Here is an 18,443-nt window from a genome sequence, read left to right as displayed (position 1 = left end):
TTTAGAAGTTGTCAGGCATTTTGGCTTTTTCCCGAGCCACTTCACGGGTCACAATGCGCCGAGCAACCAAGTCAGCAAGACACTGATCCATTGTTTGCATGCCGATAGAAGCACCGGTTTGAATTGCCGAATACATCTGCGCAACCTTGTCTTCTCTAATCAGATTTCGAATGGCTGCGGTACCACGCATGATCTCGTGGGCAGCAACCCGACCTCCACCGGTTTTCTTCAAGAGAGTTTGTGAAATCACCGCTTGCAGAGATTCCGACAGCATGGAGCGAACCATCGCCTTTTCATTGGCTGGGAATACATCCACAACCCGGTCAATGGTCTTGGCTGCGGAGGTGGTGTGCAGGGTTCCAAACACCAAGTGGCCGGTTTCCGCGGCAGTGAGTGCCAGACGGATGGTTTCCAAATCACGCATCTCACCGACGAGAATAATGTCCGGGTCTTCCCGCAGCGCTGAGCGCAAGGCTTCGGCGAATCCGAGAGTGTCTCGATGCACTTCCCGCTGGTTCACCAAACACTTTTTGGACTCATGTACAAATTCGATTGGATCCTCAATGGTGAGAATGTGTTCGTACTTGTGGTCGTTGATGTAATCCATCATCGCCGCCAGGGTTGTCGACTTACCGCTACCGGTTGGCCCAGTGACCAATACCAGTCCTCTCGGTACGGCAGAAATATCTCGAAAAACCTGGCCCATCCCCAGCTCTTCCATGGTTAACACCTTGGAAGGAATGGTCCGGAAGACCGCGCCGGCACCGCGATTGTGGTTGAATGCATTCACACGAAAGCGGGCGACACCTGGCACCTCGAAAGAAAAATCCGTCTCCAGAAACTCTTCGTAGTCTTTTCGTTGCTTGTCATTCATGATCTCGTAGATCAGACTATGCACCTGCTTGTGGTCCATAGGTGGCAGATTGATGCGACGCACGTCGCCATCGACACGAATCATGGGAGGCAAGCCCGCGGAAAGATGCAGGTCCGAAGCACCTTGTTTGGCGCTAAAGGCCAGGAGTTCCGTAATATCCATTTCAAACCTCAATTTAGCGTGGACCGGGTTATCAGGTGCCAGTGACTGGCCCTTGGTCATTTAAGTATATGCACAATATCGAAATGCGCTTGCAGGCCGTGCGGACACGCATCACAAAAGCGGCAGACCGTTGTGGCCGCAGCCCAGAATCCGTTCGACTGCTGGCGGTGAGTAAGACACGTCCGGCTGAAGATTTAGAAATCGCCTATCGCGCTGGCCAAACCTGTTTCGGCGAGAATTACTTGCAGGAGGCCCTGACCAAACAGCAGGCCTTGGAAGATCTCGATATCGAGTGGCATTTCATCGGTCCCATTCAATCCAAAAAAACCCGCGCCATTGCTGAAAATTTCAGCTGGGTGCACAGTGTAGACCGACTGAAAATCGCCGAACGACTGAACGAACAGAGGCCAATGCATTTACCCCCTCTGAATATCTGCGTTCAGGTCAATCTGGACGATGAGGAAAGCAAGTCAGGTACGTCCCTGGCTGCGTTGCCCGAGCTCCTGTACCAGATTTCCGAGCTACCGGCATTGCACCTTCGGGGTCTGATGGCAATCCCCGCACCGCGTGATTCCTTTGATCAGCAATACCTGGCCTTGCAGCCACTGCAAAACGCCTTGCTCGAGATTCGTCAGAAGATCCCCACCCTGGACACCCTATCCATGGGAATGTCGGGAGATCTCGAGGCCGCTGTCGCGGCTGGCGCTACCATAGTTCGCATTGGCACCGATATCTTCGGTGCTCGCAATAGTCACCCTTAGAGGAATATTGTCAGTGAATCCCAAAGTTCATTTCGTTGGTGCCGGTAATATGGCGGCCAGCATCATTCGTGGCCTGATCGCTCATGGCTTCGAGGTTGCCAACCTGACAGCGTCAGATCCAAGTGCCGATAATTTGGAGAGACTCGCCGGGGAACTCAGCATTCAAACCAGCACAGAAAACGGCCAGTTTGCGCGCAGTGCCGACGTCGTCGTATTGGCGGTGAAACCCCAGGTGCTGGAAGCTGTATGCCGCGATCTGCTGGCGAGCCTCAATCATCAGCCCTTGATCATCTCCATTGCAGCGGGAATCGACGTTCGCAGCCTGGAATTATGGCTCGGAGATAACCTGCCAATTGTCCGCTGTATGCCCAATACTCCAGCCCAGCTCAGTTGTGGAGCTGCAGGCCTTTACGGTAACCACAATACGACAGCCGCTCAGAAAGAAATCGCCACCGCAATTTTAGAAGCGGTTGGCAGCGTCCAATGGCTGTCGGAAGAATCATTGCTGGATGCCGTCACTGCGGTGTCCGGCAGCGGTCCCGCCTACTATTTTTTATTCATGGAAGCTATGATCGACGCCGGCGTGGCTTTGGGACTGGATAAAGAATGCGCTACTGAGCTTACTCTGCAGACTGCACTAGGAGCCGCTAAACTGGCTTTAGCAAGTAACGATGAAGTCTCTGAGCTGAGACGGCAGGTGACGTCTCCGAATGGCACCACAGAAAGAGCCATTAATGCCTTTGAGGAAGATAAGTTGCGAAAAATCGTCGCCCATGCGATGACTGCCTGCGCGGAGAGATCACAGGAACTAAGCCGCGAGCTTGGCGCACCCGAGTCCCAATAAAATCGTACCGAACTCACATATTTTCACAGATGCGGTGCATCTGAGACTGGATTACAGGAGCTTTATCTATGGGACCACTTGCGGAAATCGGTCTCCTTATCATTCAAACACTCGGCTCACTCTACCTGCTGATTGTTATACTGCGTTTTTTGCTGCAGCTCGCCCGTGCAGATTTTTACAACCCTCTTTCACAGTTTGCTGTTAAAGCCACCAACCCGCTGCTGATCCCGATCCGCCGCATCATTCCAGGAATCTATGGCATAGATATCGCCTCCCTGGTGTTAGCGCTACTGATCCAATTTTTGATTATTGAATTGAGTTCCTTGGTGGTCGGCATCGGCTTCCTGAATCCCGTTCAGGTTCTTGTATGGTCCTTTGTTGGAATTTTGTCGCTGACCGTGGACATCTTCTTTTGGTCACTTCTGATTATGGTCATCGTCAGCTGGATCGCGCCTCACAGTGATAACCCGGCCTTGGCTCTGGTTCGTCAGCTTGTCGAACCCATCACTACGCCTTTCCGCAAACTCTTACCCGATATGGGCGGACTCGATATTTCTCCCATTTTCGCTTTTTTAGCGCTTAATATTGTCCGAGTTTTAATTCAGCACCTTGCAGTCGCCACCGGCATCAACGGTGTCTTTTCTCGATTGATCGTGGGGCTTTGACCGAGACACGCGTCCCGGCTGAATCCTCCCAATGGCGCCAAGCCAAACTTGGCGCCTCAAACAACGATAACACCCATGTCATTTGAATTTTCCCAGGCGTCGGTCGGCGTAGTAACACCCCAGACCTTCCACTTTGATGAACCTCTCCCCTTGGCAAATGGCCGAGTACTGCAGCAATACGATCTGACCGTAGAAACCTACGGCCAGCTCAATGCGAACCGCAGCAATGGGATTCTGATTTGTCATGCCCTGTCAGGGCATCATCATGCCGCAGGACTTCACTCAGAGGAAGATCGTAAACCCGGTTGGTGGGATGCCTACATCGGCCCCGGCAAACCCATTGATACCAATGTGTTTTTCGTGGTTTCTCTGAATAATTTGGGTGGCTGTCACGGCTCGACCGGACCTGCATCGATAAACCCTGAAACCGGCAAACCTTGGGGAAAGGATTTCCCCACCCTCCGAGTTCGGGATTGGGTAAATTCTCAGGCCAGACTTGCCGACCGGCTCGGTATCGAGCAGTGGGCCGCCGTCATTGGCGGCAGTCTCGGTGGAATGCAAGCGATGCGCTGGGCACTCGAATATCCGGACCGCCTGCGTCACTGTGTGGTTATTGCTTCCGCGATGAAGCTATCGGCTCAAAATATTGCCTTTAACGAAACCGCCCGCCACGCCATTATTTCGGACCCTGACTATCGACAAGGGGACTACCTGAATGAGCGGGTCTATCCCAAAGGGGGACTCTCCGTAGCTCGAATGATCGGCCACATCACATATCTGTCTGATGACGGCATGGGCCAGAAATTTGGTCGCGAGATTCGCTCGGGCAGTTTCGAGCTGGGGCAGGAAGAGCCCGTTGAATTTCAAATAGAGAGCTATCTGCGCTATCAGGGCAGCGTATTTTCCGAGAGCTTTGACGCCAATACGTATATTTTAATGACGCGAGCGCTGGATTACTTCGATCTTGCGCGGGACTACGGCGACGATCCAGTGGCAGCGTTTCGTACAGCAAAATGCCGGTTTTTGGTTGTGTCCTTCACCACGGATTGGCGCTTTGCGCCCGAGCGTTCGCGTGAAATTGTTAATGCCCTGGTAGGTGCCGATCGCCCCGTCAGCTATGCAGAAGTTGAATCCAACTACGGTCACGACGCCTTTTTAATTCCTATCGAACGATACTACCAGATATTTCAGGCCTACCTAGCTGGGGTAGCGAGAGAAAACGGGGGCGTCCGATGACTCTGCGTATCGACTTAGACATCATTCAAGCCTGGATCCCCAGTGGCAGCCGGGTCCTCGATCTCGCCTGTGGTGATGGCACACTGCTGCAAAACCTGCGGGACCATAAACACGTCACCGGTTACGGCTTGGAAATTGATCCAACTCAGATCACCCAGTGTATCAGTAAAGGATTGAACGTCATCGAACAGAATCTGGACAGAGGTCTGGATAACTTTGACGATAACAGCTTTGACGCCGTGGTTATGACCCAGGCGCTACAAACCATGCAAGCGCCGGATCGAGTGCTGCGGGATATGTTGCGCGTTGGCAATGAGTGCATTGTCACTTTTCCCAACTTTGGACACTGGAAAGCCCGTTGGCAACTGTTAGCAGCAGGTCGTATGCCCGTATCCGACTTGCTCCCATATGAATGGTACAACACGCCCAACATCCACTTTTGCACCTTTAAGGACTTCGAAGTATTGTGCGGCGAATTGGATATCACGATCCTGCATCGTCAGGTGGTCGCAGAACAGGGCATCGGGCGCTTTATGAAAGACTATCGACCGAACCTGTTTGGCGAAACGGCCATTTACCATCTGTGTAAACGTGTAGGATAGAAAGTGATGTCAGCACCGGCCCTATCATCAGCCAATTTTGATTCTTGGAACTGGCGCAAGTCATTCAATGCCATAAGCGCGTTACTGACTTTATTTCTGTTCAACACAGCGGTCCATGCCGCCGAAGAAGACGCCAATCCTATTACCGAATTCGGTGACTTCAGAGTTGTACACACCATTTTTAACAGCAGCTTCATAACGGAAGATATCGCCAAAACTTACGGTATTGTGAGAGGCAAAGACCGCGCGCTGATTAATATTTCCCTGGTCAAGCAACAGGATGATGGCAGTTTTACCCTAGGCCTGCCCGTATCGATCAGTGGCAGCGCCGTAAATTTGATGCAACAAAAACAGGTGTTGGATTTTTTACCCATTGAAGAACAAAACGCCCACTACTACCTCGCAGAGGTGCGCTTCTTAGACAAGGAAATTATTCGCTTTGACATTGAAGTCACCTTCGAAGGGCAGAGCTTTCCAGTATCCTTCACCAAAAAACTCTACCACGAGTAATCATTATGCCGACTCATAAAATTGTTCTCGCCAGCGGCAATCAGGGCAAACTTAAAGAGCTTCAATCACTCCTGGGCGGCCTCTCTGTCGAACTGGTAACCCAGAGCGAACTGGAAATCGAGGGCGCAGAAGAAACCGGTTTGAGCTTTGTAGAAAACGCCATCCTCAAAGCCCGGCACGCAAGCCGAGCTAGCGGACTTGCAGCTATTGCCGACGATTCAGGGCTGGAGGTGACCGCACTCCACGGTCGCCCGGGCATCTACTCTGCTCGTTTCGCGGAAGGTACTAACGACGATCAGGACGCCGCCAATAATCGCAAGCTACTTGGTCAGATGGAGGGCTTAACCACCATGGACAGGGACGCCAGGTTTCGGTGCGTCCTCGTTTATCTACGCCACTGGGAAGATCCGTCCCCAGTGATTTGCCAAGGCAGCTGGGAAGGTCGAATTCTCCACCAACCTCAGGGCGAGGGCGGCTTTGGTTACGACCCATTATTTTACGTCTCTGGGAATGATTGTAGCGCTGCTGAATTGTCTGCTGAAGACAAAAACCGACTGAGCCATCGTGGCCAGGCACTGCAACTTTTGCTCAACGAGCTGCGTCCGATTTATAACGCCGAGTGAAAACGTCCCGCCCTGCCCAACAAGGGGATCTGCCTCCCCTTGCACTCTACTTGCATATTCCCTGGTGCGTGCGTAAATGCCCCTATTGCGACTTTAACTCTCATGAAAACCAGGGCGCGTTGCCAGAGCAAGAGTATGTCGACGCTGTCACTCGCGATTTACACGCCAGCCTCCATCAAGTTCAGGGACGCAAACTCAGCTCCATATTTATTGGGGGCGGTACACCGAGCCTGTTCTCAGACAAGGCAATTGCTGCCATGCTGGCTCTGTTTCAGGATGAAATTGGGTTTACAAGTGATATAGAAATCACGCTTGAGGCTAACCCAGGAACCGCTGAACAGAGTCGATTCAGCGGCTATCGGGCCGCTGGTGTAAACCGACTGTCAATCGGCGTGCAGAGTTTCAGCGATCCTCTGCTGGAACAACTGGGTCGAATTCACCAGTCGCAAGATGCCATCAATGCCGTTGCTATGGCGCGCGCGGCCGGGTTCGACAATATCAACATCGATCTCATGCACGGGCTACCGCAACAATCGCTTTCGATGGCCCTATCGGACCTGAATCAGGCCATCACTCTCGCACCTGAGCATCTGTCCTGGTATCAGTTAACCATTGAGCCAAACACACGTTTCTACTCCCAGCCACCCGTTCTGCCCGAAGAGGAACAGCTCGCAGATATCCTCGATTACGGCACGGCCCGACTTTCTGAAGCGGGATATCATCAGTATGAAATTTCGGCTTACGCGAGAGACAATCGAAAGTCGCAACACAACCTGAACTACTGGCAATTCGGTGATTACCTGGGGCTCGGTGCCGGCGCCCATGGCAAATGGAGCCATTGGGATGATGCGCAGTTGCTAATCCATCGAGAACATAAAACCCGCCAACCTACCGATTATCTGAAGCCCTTGACCGCACCAAAAAGCCATCAGCAACGTATTCTCGGGAAAGAACTGCGCTTTGAGTTTATGTTGAACGCCCTGAGGCTGGTCGACGGCGTTAGTTCCGAACTCTACAGCGCCAGAACCGGCGCCCCAATTGACAGCTTGATGCCGGAATGGCAGGAGCTGCAAGAGCGCCAACTTATGGTCAAAGACCCTACCCGTATTGCGACAACAGACTTGGGTTTACGCTTCCTAAACGATGTACAGAGCCACTTTTTAGTCGATTGATTCCTTATTTTCACACACGACCACAGCACTTCAGCGCGCAAAAGAAGGACGCCTGACGGAACTTAATATGAGGCACTCCGGTGTAACTATCTTGTGTGAACATACCACTCTGATTATCATCCACCTTTAATTATGCAAACGCCTGCCGGCAAACAGCACCTCGACGACTTTTATCCAAGGGAGATTTCTATGAGCGAAAGCATAACCCACGTCACTGATGCGACTTTTGAGTCCGAAGTCCTCGGTGCCGGTACTCCAGTACTGGTTGATTTCTGGGCAGAGTGGTGTGGTCCCTGCAAAATGATCGCTCCCATTCTCGATGAACTGGCTGATGACTACGAAGGCAAGATTAAATTCTGCAAGATGGACGTCGATGCCAATCGGGACACACCGTCAAAATTCAACATTCGCGGCATTCCGACCCTCATCATTTTTCAAAACGGCAATGCCGAAGCAACCAAGGTTGGCGCGTTATCCCGCACTCAACTGGTTGAATTTTTAGACAGCTGCCTGTAATTCAGCTCGACGTTGCGATGGCTGATAATCAGCGTTTTGTAAAAAACGGTTGCAAACTATCGGCCATCTCTTTATAGTCTTTTAAAACCTTCCCATATTGGTTTTGCACGGAGTTTATTTTTAGCTATACTCCGTTTATCTATAAGGTTATTGATCACTACACTGCACAGAACAAAAAAGCAGATCGAGCGATCAAATCAACTCCAAAGCCTTCCAGCCTTACTTTCTAAGTTAATTGGTCTTTACTAAAACCATTAATATTTAGTCCTTTGGAAAGCTCCAAGTTTAAGTTGGTTATCCTTAGTACCTTTTTCTTCATCTGCAGCAGTGGTCTATTGAATCAAGGTGTATAGAACCCGTCCTTCGAAAAAATCCGTTACTGGTGTCTCCGACTTTTTGGAAGATACCGTCGATTCTCCTGTTGAGCCGACCCCCGCCGAAAATTATATGAACCTGACCGATCTGAAAACTAAACCCATCGAAGACCTGATTGCCATTGCAAAAGAAATGGGCATGGAGAACCTGGCCCGTTCCCGCAAGCAGGATATTATTTTCAACATTCTCAAACGCCACGCGAAAAGCGGTGAGGATATCTACGGCGACGGCGTCCTGGAAATTTTACAGGATGGCTTTGGGTTTTTACGCTCCGCAGACAGCTCCTATTTGGCTGGACCTGATGACATCTATGTCTCACCAAGCCAAATTCGACGCTTCAATCTGCGTACCGGCGATACCATAGAGGGCAAAATTCGCCCCCCCAAAGATGGTGAACGCTATTTCGCGATGCTCAAAGTTAACCAGATTAACTTTGATAAACCGGAAAGCTCGAAAAACAAGATTCTTTTTGAAAACCTTACCCCGCTATTTCCCAATGAACGCATTGTTCTGGAAGCAGGCAACGGTTCAACGGAAGACTTGACCGGCAGGATCATCGATCTGATCGCGCCCATCGGCAAGGGACAACGCGGCTTGATTGTTGCGCCACCCAAAGCTGGTAAAACCATCATGATGCAAAATATTGCGCAGGCAATTACGCGCAATAACCCAGAGTGTCATCTGATTGTTCTGCTGATTGATGAGCGCCCGGAAGAAGTCACCGAGATGCAACGTTCCGTACGCGGTGAAGTGGTTGCCTCAACCTTTGATGAGCCACCTTCTCGCCACGTTCAAGTCGCTGAAATGGTTATTGAAAAAGCCAAGCGTCTGGTCGAACACAAAAAAGACGTGGTTATTCTGCTGGACTCCATTACCCGACTGGCCCGAGCTTACAACACCATTGTCCCGTCCTCGGGTAAGGTGCTTACGGGTGGTGTTGACGCGCACGCGTTGGAACGCCCCAAGCGCTTTTTCGGTGCCGCGAGAAATATCGAAGAAGGCGGAAGCCTTTCCATTGTTGCCACTGCCCTGGTTGAAACCGGCTCTAAGATGGATGAAGTCATCTATGAAGAGTTTAAAGGTACGGGTAACCAGGAACTGCACCTGGACCGCAAGATCGCTGAAAAACGTGTCTACCCCGCCATCAACATCCGTCGCTCCGGAACACGTCGCGAAGATCTGTTGATGCGCGAAGACGAGCTGCAGCGCGTCTGGATTCTGCGCAAGCTTCTCCACGATATGGAGGATATCAATGCCACGGAGTTCCTGGTCGACAAGCTCAAAGATCACAAGACCAACGATGAATTCTTCCTCTCTATGAAGAGGAAGTAGCCGCCACTCGAAAGCGGAAAAAGTTAACGATTTTGGGCGCTTTTTCCGGCGAAATCATCTGCATCGACTACACTGAGGTATACAAGATTCCTTCAATGTAACTGGCTCGCAGATGAACATCCTGATATGTGACGATTCCGGCATGGCACGCAAACAAATGGTTCGCGCGCTGCCGGCACAGATGATGGAAAACGTTCGTTTCGCCGAAAATGGCCAGTTGGCTATCGAAGCTCTCGAAAAAGAAGCTTTTGACATACTGCTGCTCGATCTGACCATGCCTATCATGGATGGCTACCAGACGCTGGAAGCCATGCGCGAACGTCAGATCGAATGCCTGACCTTTGTTGTCTCTGCAGATATTCAGCCACTGGCCCAAAAGCGAACCAAAGAGCTGGGCGCCGCAGCCTTTCTCACCAAGCCCGTAGACCCAACACTTCTGGCTGAAACATTTCAGCAATTTGGTCTGTTGGCCTCCGCGAGCTTGGAAGCGGAAGACGAATCCCGTAAAACGTCTCTGGAAAGCGCCGCAACCGATAACGAAGAACTCACCCCAGAAGCCTGCCTGAGAGAGGTTGCCAACATCGCGATGGGGCAAGCTGCCGATAAGCTAGCCTGTCTGCTCGGAACCTTCATCACCATCCCCATCCCGAAAGTTGCTGTGTTAACCCAGGGAGAGCTGGCCATGACCCTGTCGTCCCTCGCCAGTGGACAGCACATCGCAGTCTGCCAGGGGTTTGTCGGCAAGGGAATGGGCGCAGAAGCCCTACTCAGCACGGACCTCAATGGGCGCAACGGTTTGCAGAAGCTGATGCGCGAGATGGATAACTATTTTGGCAAAGAAAACATCGGCGCCGTCTTAGATGCCGCAGCCATTCTTACTGGGGCCTTCTTAACCGGCATTGGGCAAACCCTCGACCTGGAATTCAGTAAAGGTCCACCTGTATACATTTGGGAACATCACTTCCGAGCAAATGATTGGCAAACTCGCCTACAGAACACCTCTGATACCCTTTCAATCGAGATCCCCTACCAGTTTTCTGACCAAGGCTTCGTATGCGACCTGCTGCTACTGTTTCCCGACAAAGCCGGTGACTTTATTCTCGACCGAGCCACCTATTTGATCGACGGGGAATCCTAATGATGGAGTTACGTGATCTTCATTGGTTGATGAACCTGCTGACCCATATGGATGTGGGGATTGCCGTATTTGATTTGAGCGGCGAAGTTCTGGTGTGGAACAGCTTCATGGAAAACCATTCGGGCTTCAGCTCCACGGAAATTAAAGACCACACATCACTGTTTGATACCTTCCCCACTCTCAAAGAACCCTGGATCATGGGGAAAATGCAGTCGGCTCTAATGCTCGACAACGAAGTGTTCATCAGCTGGGAGCAAATTCCTCACCTGTTTGATTTTGCTGCCTACCGGCCGGTCACCGGTGGCTCAGAGAAGATGTACCAAAACATCACCATCAAAGCGATCAAAGATCCCAATGGATCATCAAATCTGGTTGCTCTGATGGTCTATGACGTTACGGATATTGCCGTTAACCGTCTGGCACTTCAGCAAGCGAACGAAGAGCTGGCCAAACTATCGAAAACAGATCCTCTGACCAAGCTCAACAATCGCGGCTATTGGCAAGAAAAGCTGGAAGAGGCCGTTCGACTAAATACTCGCTATGGCACCATCTACAGCCTGATCATGTTCGACATTGATCACTTTAAAAAGATCAACGATACCTATGGCCACCAGGCCGGCGATCTCGTGATCAAACAGGTGGCAGCTATTGCCCGCGAGTCGGCGCGCGCTACCGATATCGTCGGTCGCTATGGAGGTGAGGAATTCGGCATTATACTGCCAGAAACGGATGGGCGTTCCGGCTGCATACTAGCCGAGCGTATTCGCACTGGCGTAGAAGGCTCCCACGTCATCTATGGCGAGCAACAAATCAAGGTCACGATCAGCCTTGGAATCTGTGAACTCGCCCCCCCAGTCGGTACCGAAACTGCTTGGCTGGAAGCGGCCGACCAAGCCCTCTATTCCGCCAAACACGGCGGTCGCAATCAATCTAAACTGGCCGAATTTCCAGATAACCCCAAATAATCTTCGTAAGATCCATTTTATTGCTGGCTAGCCACGTCCCGCGCAGGTTGTGGCATAACCGTCGCCCATTTCCTACAATGGCGCTCCCGCCAGCGACAAGGCCATTGCATGAAATACCGCAGCCTCAGAGATTTTATTGACCTTCTAGAGGGCCGAGGCCTCCTCCAGCGAATTCGCCATCCGGTGTCACCCCATTTGGCCATGACGGAAATTTGCGACCGTACACTGCGAGCTGAAGGCCCTGCGCTTCTGTTTGAAAACCCGATCGGTCACAAGATTCCAGTCCTTGCCAATCTCTTTGGAACACCTGAGCGCGTTGCTTTAGGCATGGGACAGGAGAGTGTGCAGGCACTGCGGGAAGTCGGCAGTTTACTGGCATTCCTGAAAGAACCCGAACCACCGGCGGGCTTGCGTGATGCTTGGAGCAAAATGCCAATATTCAAGCAGGTGTTGAATATGAGCCCCAAGCTGGTCGACAAGGCGCCAGCACAAAGCGTCGTTCACCAAGGCGAGCAGGTTGACCTAACAACACTGCCTATTCAAACCTGCTGGCCAGGCGACGCTGCACCGCTGGTAACCTGGCCGTTGGTAATTACTCGAGGTCCCAACAAGAAACGCCAGAATTTGGGTATTTATCGTATGCAATTGATCGGCAAAAACCGATTGATTATGCGATGGTTATCGCACCGCGGCGGCGCTTTGGATTTCAGAGAATTCCAACTGCAGAATCCCGGCAAACCCTATCCGGTATCTGTCGCACTTGGGGCTGATCCCGCCACGATCTTAGGTGCGGTAACACCAGTGCCAGATAGCCTGAGCGAATATGCGTTTGCCGGATTGCTAAGAGGCAACAAGACGGAGGTTGTCACTTCTCTGACGAACGATTTACAAGTACCAGCATCTGCCGAAATCGTCCTGGAGGGGCATATTTATCCGGATGATCTCGCAGATGAAGGCCCCTTTGGCGATCACACGGGTTATTACAATGAAGTGGATCGCTTCCCGGTATTTACTGTGGAGACAATTACCCATCGACGCGATCCCATTTACCACAGCACCTATACGGGTAGGCCGCCCGATGAACCCGCCGTCTTGGGCCTTGCACTCAATGAAGTGTTCATTCCTCTCCTGCAAAAGCAGTTTCCCGAGATCGTAGACTTTTACTTACCTCCAGAAGGATGCTCCTATCGCCTTGCCGTCGTCACCATGAAAAAACAATATCCGGGTCATGCCAAACGGGTGATGATGGGCGTCTGGTCTTTCTTGCGGCAGTTTATGTACACGAAGTTTGTGATCGTCACAGATGACGATGTCAACGCCAGAGATTGGAAGGACGTTATCTGGGCAATAACCACACGTATGGACCCAACCCGCGATACCGTACTGATCGACAATACGCCAATCGATTATCTCGATTTTGCCTCACCCATCAGCGGGCTCGGCTCTAAAATGGGCCTCGATGCCACCCATAAATGGACTGGGGAAACTGATCGCGAATGGGGAGTTCCTATCGCGATGGATGCAGACGTCAAAGCAGAAGTTGACGCGATATGGCCAGAGCTGGGTATCACCTTACCCTAGATCTTGCTGCCTTACTTAAGCTTGCCGCCGAGGGCCTTGCTTGAGTAAGGCTTAAAATGGCGAGAAATTACGCAATAAGATCGCGATCCAAACATAAGCAGTGAAGCATAGCGCCACCAACACCGCTGCAGAACCCAGATCTTTAGCGCGACCACTGAGCTCGTGGTATTCAGGGCCAATACGGTCGATGGCCGCTTCAATGGCGGTATTGAGTAATTCTATGGTCACCACAAGCACCAAGGCACCAATCAAAGCAATTCGCTCAAGGGTCGAAACATCCAGCCAAAATGCCAGCGGCACCAAAATGACTGACGCCACGACTTCCTGCCGGAAAGCCGCCTCGTTACGCCAGGCCATACTAAAGCCATTCACGCTGTAGCCTAAGGCATTAATGAGCCTTGTCAGGCCCTTTTTACCCTTTAGTTGGGAAGCATCCATCCGCATTGCGCCTATAAAAGCTTGAACTCTATCAATGTGCACCGTTCGAACCTTGCGCCCTTTTTAGCCACATTCGATGACATTATTGTGACGAGACGTCAGAAAAGCGTGAAAGCTCGAACGGTGAATTGGACTCAACTCGGTAACGGCAGTTCCGGAAGATCGCTTGCCGTCAATTGCAGCCCCTTTTGATAATAGATCATGCTCTTATCATGCTCCCCTAAACTCGCTGCCAGCCGGGCCGTTTCCGCATAGGTTTCCGGCAACGCCTTCGCATTCAAACTGCTTTCAAAATAATCTCTCGCTTTGTCCCACAATTGATTACGCAATGCCAACCGGCCAGCAGTGAGAAGCAATGGCGCGTCATCAGGGTGATCCTTCAACCAAGCTTCAGCGGTTTGAAGCTGCTGCTGTGGATTTTCCGTTGCCAATCGACCGTAGAGCAATACCATGCCGCTGTGCCAATCCTTCGGCAGATTTCGGCGAATGGCCTGTTCAGCTGTGGCTATATCTCCACTGTCAGCCAGGGCGGTCACATACGCCAGGGCGATATCCGGATCCCGCTGCCAGGACTTGGGAATCCGCTTCCAAACCTGTTGTACCGAACCATCGGTGCGGGTTTGCTCGGCGTAGTCCAACAGATGAATATATACCTGTTTCGAAAGCTGATTGAGTTCGTCTTCCGTGACTCGCGGCTGCTGCTTCAGCATCGGCAAAATCGTTTCCAGCCCCGCCCAATCCTGCAACTGCAGATACACTTGTTTCAACATATCCAGTACGACCGCATTCCTGGGAGCGACTTTGCGAGCCCTCTCCAGTGAAGCGGCACACTGCTCATACTTCTTAGCGGCAAATTGCATCTGTGCCTGACTGAGCAATATCGCTAACTCAGCCTCTGGAGCCTGCTGCTCAGCTTTGCGCAACAACTCACCCGCCTGCTGGGCATCGCCCATTTCGTAAGCACTGTGCGCAGCACCAAGATAATTTACCAAAGGCGCGGGCGAACGCGCGGCAGATTTGTTCAACAATTGCAGAGACTGCCGCCAGTTTCCCTCAAAGTAATGAATAAAACCTTTCGCCATCTGTTGCTGAGCCCGGGCATCGGAACCTGCAACCAAACGTACCACCTGCCGTCCAACCGTTTTGACACTGCCTCGCAAAATTCCGTAAGCCAGCCAGCCCGTTAAGGCCAATACAAAAAGTACGATCAGCAAAAACCAGAGATTAAATTCAACGGATGTGTTGCCCACTGAAATCAGCAGGTATCCAGGGGTGGACGCCGCCATTCGATAAAACCAAGCACCGCCGATAAGACATAGAACAAATAGGAAAAACAGCTTTTTCATGGTGTTTCCCCTATTGCTGACCAGCGTCTAGCTGAGGTTTGCCAGCCTCACTGTCCAGCAGGTGGAGCCTGGCCACATAGCTTTCCAGTGACTTTAACGAACCGCTGATGTCTGGCATATCCTCCGCGACAGGCTCGCGAGCCAGAACCTCCAACTCTTGAGCGATGCGTTGTGCTTCGGGCCGCTCAGCGAAATATTCACGCAACAATTCCACCGCCTCACCCAAACTCGCATGGAAAATTTTCTGCTCACCACGCAGCAGGGCTAACTGCCCCTGTTCGAGGTTAAAGCGAATATTCTGGCGCAGATAGCTGGCACTGTCCGGCGGCAACAGAGGTTCGATCGGTTGATCGTGACGCTGAATCCGAACTTGATCGTTAAACGTGTTCATCGCGGACTGAAAACGCTGTTTGAGGCGGCCCCATACACTGTCGCTATTCGCTTCAGCTTCGGTGGTCGGGGTCTCTTGCGTAGTGATTGTCATTTTGGGTGGACTCATCGGCAACGCCAGCACTTGCTCTGCCAGGGCAGAAAGCTGCAAATAGAGGCCACTGCGATCAACTTCCGGCGCTAATTTAAGCGCGGCAATATCTCTTGAAAGCTGCTTTCTGACGGCGAAGAGGTCGATATCGTCAATCTCCACCATGATGTTATCTGCTGCCACCAGTAGGGCCAAAGCACCTTGCGGGCCGCGTTCCAATAAGATCCGGTGATTGGCGAGCCGCACCAGATATTCCGCCTCGGCAAGTAACCAGTCGTCCCGGTTTGTGGTGGAAAGTTGCTGTAACCTGCGGCTGTGGGCCTCTACCCGGGAATCCAGTTGATCCACACCGTCCTGAAATTGGTTCAACTCACCCTGCTGTTGTTGCTCGCGAGAGCGCAGGTCGTTGAGAACGCTGGTCAAATTGGACTGAGCAGTTTCCAATCGCCGGATCTCCTCTTCAGCCGCCGCCACCTGTTGCGATTGCTGGGCTTGCAACTGGCGCTGCTCTTCCATCCACATCCAGCCGAAATAGCCTGCAACACCCAGGGCGCCACAAAAGATCAACAGAAGCAAAAAGGAAAAGATAAATTTGAGCACACCGCCTTTTTTCGCCGCAACAGGAGGCGGCGGCGTATCAGCCTTAGCGTTTGCAGCGGCCTCGATATTGTCTGTCGAAGGGCTTTCCAGACTGTCCGATGTTGATGACTTCTCGCCGAGAGCCTCGGCTTCATTATCGGATGCCGTCACAGCGGGTACTGTCAGCTCACTGTCAGCATTAGCTTTTGCATCCTGCTCCTCAGACTCATCCGCCTTAGGATTTTGCAGCAGGGGTTCATCGACGTCAGACTTTGACGAATTTGACTCGACCTCGACACTGCCTGAAGACGCCACCGTTTCAATAGAAGATTCCTTCACCGATGCCTTAGGGCCCTGACCGATGGACTCATCACTGCCGGATGATTCAGTCGCTTCCGTCGGTGTCGATTTATCGCGAGGATCGTTACTCATTCACACTCCAGTCTGTGTTTTACGCCAGTTTAGTAACGCAGCCAGCATAGTTTGGTCAGCGGCACTGTCAGCAATGATAATCTGATTAAAGTTTGCCTCTCGAGCCTGATCGGCAACCCGCTTACCGGGCGTTAAGATAGGTCGTTTGGTAATATTTGCAAGTGTACTTATAGCTTGAAGGTTACTTTCTGCATGGCAGAGGGCCACCAGATTCGCCAAAGTTTCACCACTGTAGACAGTCGCAACATCGCCTGGACGCCCCCAATGAATATCTTTCAACCCGGCACTTGCCTCCGCTGGCAATAAGCGCTCGTAAAGTTCAAGGTAATCCACCTCGGCGCCGCGGCACAGCAAAGTATCACCCAATAAGGTGCGGCCACCTCTCCCCCGACAAATCAATACCCGCTTGCCGGATACTTGCTTTAAAGAGGGCTGAGCCAAGAGCGCCTCGCTGTTCATCGCTGCACCAGCCCCTATTGCCTGAATACCGGCCGTCTGCAGAGCCCTGGTGGTCGCCTCTCCAACGCCGAAGGTGACCACGTTAGACGGCCAACTTACAGCGTGAGCGCTCATCACTGACAGGCAATTAACGACGGCATTTTGACTGACAAACAGCGCGATGTCGTAGTCGCCCAATGTCGGCATTATCACCTTAGACAGGGGTTGGATTTCCAGCAGTGGCACAGTACAAGCCTCCGCACCAACCCGCTGCAACATATCAACAAAGTGTTGAGCTTGGTGCCGAGGCCGGGTAACCAATACCCGCAACCCCTCTAAAGGCAACTTAGTCGAGTTTGACATCATCGCCGTAGACTTGTCTCAGAATACGATCCGCCCCCATTGCCAGTAGGCGCTCAGCGATGTCGATACCTAATGCTTCGCTATCTGCAAGAGACGCTCGCCCCTGAGCTTCAATCAACCCGGAACCATCTGGCCATCCCACTAGCCCCCGCAACCATAGTTGGTCCTGTTCCTCAACCGCGTAGCAGCCGATTGGCACCTGACATCCGCCTTGCAAACGGCGATTCAACGCCCTCTCAGCCAGTACCTGCCGGGCCGTTTTAATACAGTGCAGAGGCGCTAAAAGTTCGGCAATACGCTCATCCCCTGTACGGGTTTCAATACCAACAGCACCCTGTCCCCCCGCAGGAAGGCAGGTTTCCGGTGCCAACCTCTCACGAATTCTCGACGCCATATCCAATCGCAGCAATCCCGCGCTAGCGAGGATAATGGCATCGTATTCACCATCATCGAGTTTACTCAATCGAGTGTTGACGTTACCGCGCAAAAATTTAACTTGAATATCTGGCCGTCGATTCAACAATTGGCACTGACGACGCAGACTGGATGTCCCCACAATGGCTCCCGCTGGCAGATCATCAAAAGTCTGATAGGTATTGGATACGAAGGCGTCGCGGGGATCTTCGCGGGGGCAGATAATACTGAGCCCAAGACCGTCAGGAAATTCCATCGGCACATCTTTCATAGAGTGCACTGCAATGTCTGCCGAGTTTTCCAATAAAGCGGTTTCAAGCTCTTTGACAAACAGACCTTTACCGCCAACTTTTGCCAAGGGCACATCGAGAATTCGATCGCCGCGGCTGGTCATGGGAACCAGCTCAACCGTGAGATCGGGGTGATAACGCTGCAGTTCACTGCGGACATATTCAGCCTGCCATAGCGCCAGAGCACTTTGACGGGTGGCGATGCGAAGAAGCTGGGTCATTGGGGGTTTTCTGCTGCCATTCTGATTTCGGAGGCGGATCACAAAGATATCCACCCCCTGCGAGGGGCGAATCATAGCAGACGCC

General features: G+C 52.0%; 19 protein-coding genes. 13 read left to right on the top strand and 6 right to left on the bottom strand.

Going from position 1 to position 18,443, the window contains the following annotated elements:
* Position 1: 1 nt before the first annotated feature.
* Entirely contained in the window at positions 2–1,036 is a 1,035-nt protein-coding gene (locus tag ACXAFR_RS14640; RefSeq protein WP_475178393.1) for a type IV pilus twitching motility protein PilT, read from the bottom strand.
* A gap of 68 nt (positions 1,037–1,104) precedes the next feature.
* Between ACXAFR_RS14640 and ACXAFR_RS14635 the strand changes: the two genes are divergently transcribed.
* The 13 genes from ACXAFR_RS14635 to ubiD all read left to right on the top strand — a co-directional run bounded on the left by ACXAFR_RS14635 (position 1,105) and on the right by ubiD (position 13,356).
* The gene (locus tag ACXAFR_RS14635) at positions 1,105–1,797 is read left to right on the top strand and encodes a YggS family pyridoxal phosphate-dependent enzyme (RefSeq protein WP_475178147.1); all 693 of its coding nucleotides are present in this window, start codon (positions 1,105–1,107) and stop codon (positions 1,795–1,797) included.
* Positions 1,798–1,810: 13 nt separating this feature from the next.
* Entirely contained in the window at positions 1,811–2,641 is an 831-nt protein-coding gene (gene proC / locus ACXAFR_RS14630) for a pyrroline-5-carboxylate reductase (protein ID WP_475178144.1), read from the top strand.
* Positions 2,642–2,709: 68 nt separating this feature from the next.
* Complete coding sequence (locus tag ACXAFR_RS14625; RefSeq protein WP_475178143.1) at positions 2,710–3,306, top strand: YggT family protein; 597 nt, start codon at positions 2,710–2,712, stop codon at positions 3,304–3,306.
* 75 nt (positions 3,307–3,381) lie between these two features.
* On the top strand, positions 3,382–4,542 hold the full coding sequence (gene metX, locus ACXAFR_RS14620) for a homoserine O-succinyltransferase MetX (protein ID WP_475178140.1): 1,161 nt from the start codon (positions 3,382–3,384) through the stop codon (positions 4,540–4,542).
* Positions 4,543–4,544: 2 nt separating this feature from the next.
* Positions 4,545–5,144 carry a methionine biosynthesis protein MetW gene (gene metW / locus ACXAFR_RS14615; protein ID WP_475178392.1) on the top strand — a complete coding sequence of 200 codons (600 nt, stop codon included), beginning with the start codon at positions 4,545–4,547 and terminating at the stop codon, positions 5,142–5,144.
* Positions 5,145–5,150: 6 nt separating this feature from the next.
* The gene (locus tag ACXAFR_RS14610; protein WP_475178139.1) at positions 5,151–5,654 is read left to right on the top strand and encodes a DUF4426 domain-containing protein; all 504 of its coding nucleotides are present in this window, start codon (positions 5,151–5,153) and stop codon (positions 5,652–5,654) included.
* A 5-nt stretch (positions 5,655–5,659) separates the two neighbouring features.
* Positions 5,660–6,277 carry an RdgB/HAM1 family non-canonical purine NTP pyrophosphatase gene (gene rdgB, locus ACXAFR_RS14605; protein ID WP_475178138.1) on the top strand — a complete coding sequence of 206 codons (618 nt, stop codon included), beginning with the start codon at positions 5,660–5,662 and terminating at the stop codon, positions 6,275–6,277.
* Positions 6,274–7,449 carry a radical SAM family heme chaperone HemW gene (hemW, locus tag ACXAFR_RS14600; protein WP_475178134.1) on the top strand — a complete coding sequence of 392 codons (1,176 nt, stop codon included), beginning with the start codon at positions 6,274–6,276 and terminating at the stop codon, positions 7,447–7,449. The genes rdgB and hemW overlap by 4 nt, the downstream gene beginning before the upstream one ends.
* Positions 7,450–7,638: 189 nt before the next feature.
* Positions 7,639–7,965: a thioredoxin TrxA gene (trxA, locus tag ACXAFR_RS14595; protein WP_475178132.1), complete on the top strand. Its 327-nt coding sequence runs from the start codon at positions 7,639–7,641 to the stop codon at positions 7,963–7,965.
* 447 nt (positions 7,966–8,412) lie between these two features.
* Complete coding sequence (gene rho, locus ACXAFR_RS14590) at positions 8,413–9,672, top strand: transcription termination factor Rho (protein WP_475178389.1); 1,260 nt, start codon at positions 8,413–8,415, stop codon at positions 9,670–9,672.
* 112 nt (positions 9,673–9,784) lie between these two features.
* On the top strand, positions 9,785–10,810 hold the full coding sequence (locus ACXAFR_RS14585; RefSeq protein WP_475178131.1) for a response regulator: 1,026 nt from the start codon (positions 9,785–9,787) through the stop codon (positions 10,808–10,810).
* Positions 10,810–11,775 (top strand): sensor domain-containing diguanylate cyclase, encoded by a 966-nt coding sequence (locus tag ACXAFR_RS14580; protein ID WP_475178130.1) that lies wholly within the window; start codon positions 10,810–10,812, stop codon positions 11,773–11,775. The genes ACXAFR_RS14585 and ACXAFR_RS14580 overlap by 1 nt, the downstream gene beginning before the upstream one ends.
* 108 nt (positions 11,776–11,883) lie before the next feature.
* Positions 11,884–13,356: a 4-hydroxy-3-polyprenylbenzoate decarboxylase gene (gene ubiD, locus ACXAFR_RS14575; protein ID WP_475178128.1), complete on the top strand. Its 1,473-nt coding sequence runs from the start codon at positions 11,884–11,886 to the stop codon at positions 13,354–13,356.
* 51 nt (positions 13,357–13,407) lie between these two features.
* Here ubiD and ACXAFR_RS14570 read toward each other — a convergent pair whose 3' ends face one another.
* The 5 genes from ACXAFR_RS14570 to hemC all read right to left on the bottom strand — a co-directional run bounded on the left by ACXAFR_RS14570 (position 13,408) and on the right by hemC (position 18,358).
* The gene (locus ACXAFR_RS14570; RefSeq protein ID WP_475178126.1) at positions 13,408–13,794 is read right to left on the bottom strand and encodes a diacylglycerol kinase; all 387 of its coding nucleotides are present in this window, start codon (positions 13,792–13,794) and stop codon (positions 13,408–13,410) included.
* A 134-nt stretch (positions 13,795–13,928) separates the two neighbouring features.
* Positions 13,929–15,140, bottom strand: coding sequence for a heme biosynthesis HemY N-terminal domain-containing protein (locus tag ACXAFR_RS14565; RefSeq protein ID WP_475178125.1), 1,212 nt, complete (start codon positions 15,138–15,140; stop codon positions 13,929–13,931).
* A gap of 10 nt (positions 15,141–15,150) precedes the next feature.
* Positions 15,151–16,632: a uroporphyrinogen-III C-methyltransferase gene (locus ACXAFR_RS14560; RefSeq protein ID WP_475178123.1), complete on the bottom strand. Its 1,482-nt coding sequence runs from the start codon at positions 16,630–16,632 to the stop codon at positions 15,151–15,153.
* A complete protein-coding gene (locus ACXAFR_RS14555; RefSeq protein ID WP_475178121.1) occupies positions 16,633–17,436 on the bottom strand; it encodes a uroporphyrinogen-III synthase in 804 nt (267 codons plus the stop codon).
* Positions 17,417–18,358, bottom strand: coding sequence for a hydroxymethylbilane synthase (hemC, locus tag ACXAFR_RS14550; protein ID WP_475178120.1), 942 nt, complete (start codon positions 18,356–18,358; stop codon positions 17,417–17,419). The genes ACXAFR_RS14555 and hemC overlap by 20 nt, the downstream gene beginning before the upstream one ends.
* Positions 18,359–18,443: the final 85 nt, after the last annotated feature.

This window comes from Pseudomaricurvus sp. ABR4_320, assembly GCF_056159445.1.
The sequence above is the reverse complement of the archived record's forward strand: the minus strand, read 5'-3'. Positions and strand labels throughout refer to the sequence as shown.

Excerpts from the sequence above, each read along its gene's own strand:
- ACXAFR_RS14640 (WP_475178393.1), bottom strand. The coding sequence starts at position 1,036 with ATGGATATTACGGAACTCCTGGCCTTTAGCGCCAAACAAGGTGCTTCG.
- ACXAFR_RS14635 (WP_475178147.1), top strand. The coding sequence starts at position 1,105 with ATGCACAATATCGAAATGCGCTTGCAGGCCGTGCGGACACGCATCACA.
- ACXAFR_RS14625 (WP_475178143.1), top strand. The coding sequence starts at position 2,710 with ATGGGACCACTTGCGGAAATCGGTCTCCTTATCATTCAAACACTCGGC.
- metX (WP_475178140.1), top strand. The coding sequence starts at position 3,382 with ATGTCATTTGAATTTTCCCAGGCGTCGGTCGGCGTAGTAACACCCCAG.
- ACXAFR_RS14610 (WP_475178139.1), top strand. The coding sequence starts at position 5,151 with ATGTCAGCACCGGCCCTATCATCAGCCAATTTTGATTCTTGGAACTGG.
- rdgB (WP_475178138.1), top strand. The coding sequence starts at position 5,660 with ATGCCGACTCATAAAATTGTTCTCGCCAGCGGCAATCAGGGCAAACTT.
- trxA (WP_475178132.1), top strand. The coding sequence starts at position 7,639 with ATGAGCGAAAGCATAACCCACGTCACTGATGCGACTTTTGAGTCCGAA.
- rho (WP_475178389.1), top strand. The coding sequence starts at position 8,413 with ATGAACCTGACCGATCTGAAAACTAAACCCATCGAAGACCTGATTGCC.
- ACXAFR_RS14585 (WP_475178131.1), top strand. The coding sequence starts at position 9,785 with ATGAACATCCTGATATGTGACGATTCCGGCATGGCACGCAAACAAATG.
- ACXAFR_RS14580 (WP_475178130.1), top strand. The coding sequence starts at position 10,810 with ATGATGGAGTTACGTGATCTTCATTGGTTGATGAACCTGCTGACCCAT.
- ubiD (WP_475178128.1), top strand. The coding sequence starts at position 11,884 with ATGAAATACCGCAGCCTCAGAGATTTTATTGACCTTCTAGAGGGCCGA.
- ACXAFR_RS14570 (WP_475178126.1), bottom strand. The coding sequence starts at position 13,794 with ATGGATGCTTCCCAACTAAAGGGTAAAAAGGGCCTGACAAGGCTCATT.
- ACXAFR_RS14565 (WP_475178125.1), bottom strand. The coding sequence starts at position 15,140 with ATGAAAAAGCTGTTTTTCCTATTTGTTCTATGTCTTATCGGCGGTGCT.
- ACXAFR_RS14560 (WP_475178123.1), bottom strand. The coding sequence starts at position 16,632 with ATGAGTAACGATCCTCGCGATAAATCGACACCGACGGAAGCGACTGAA.
- ACXAFR_RS14555 (WP_475178121.1), bottom strand. The coding sequence starts at position 17,436 with ATGATGTCAAACTCGACTAAGTTGCCTTTAGAGGGGTTGCGGGTATTG.
- hemC (WP_475178120.1), bottom strand. The coding sequence starts at position 18,358 with ATGACCCAGCTTCTTCGCATCGCCACCCGTCAAAGTGCTCTGGCGCTA.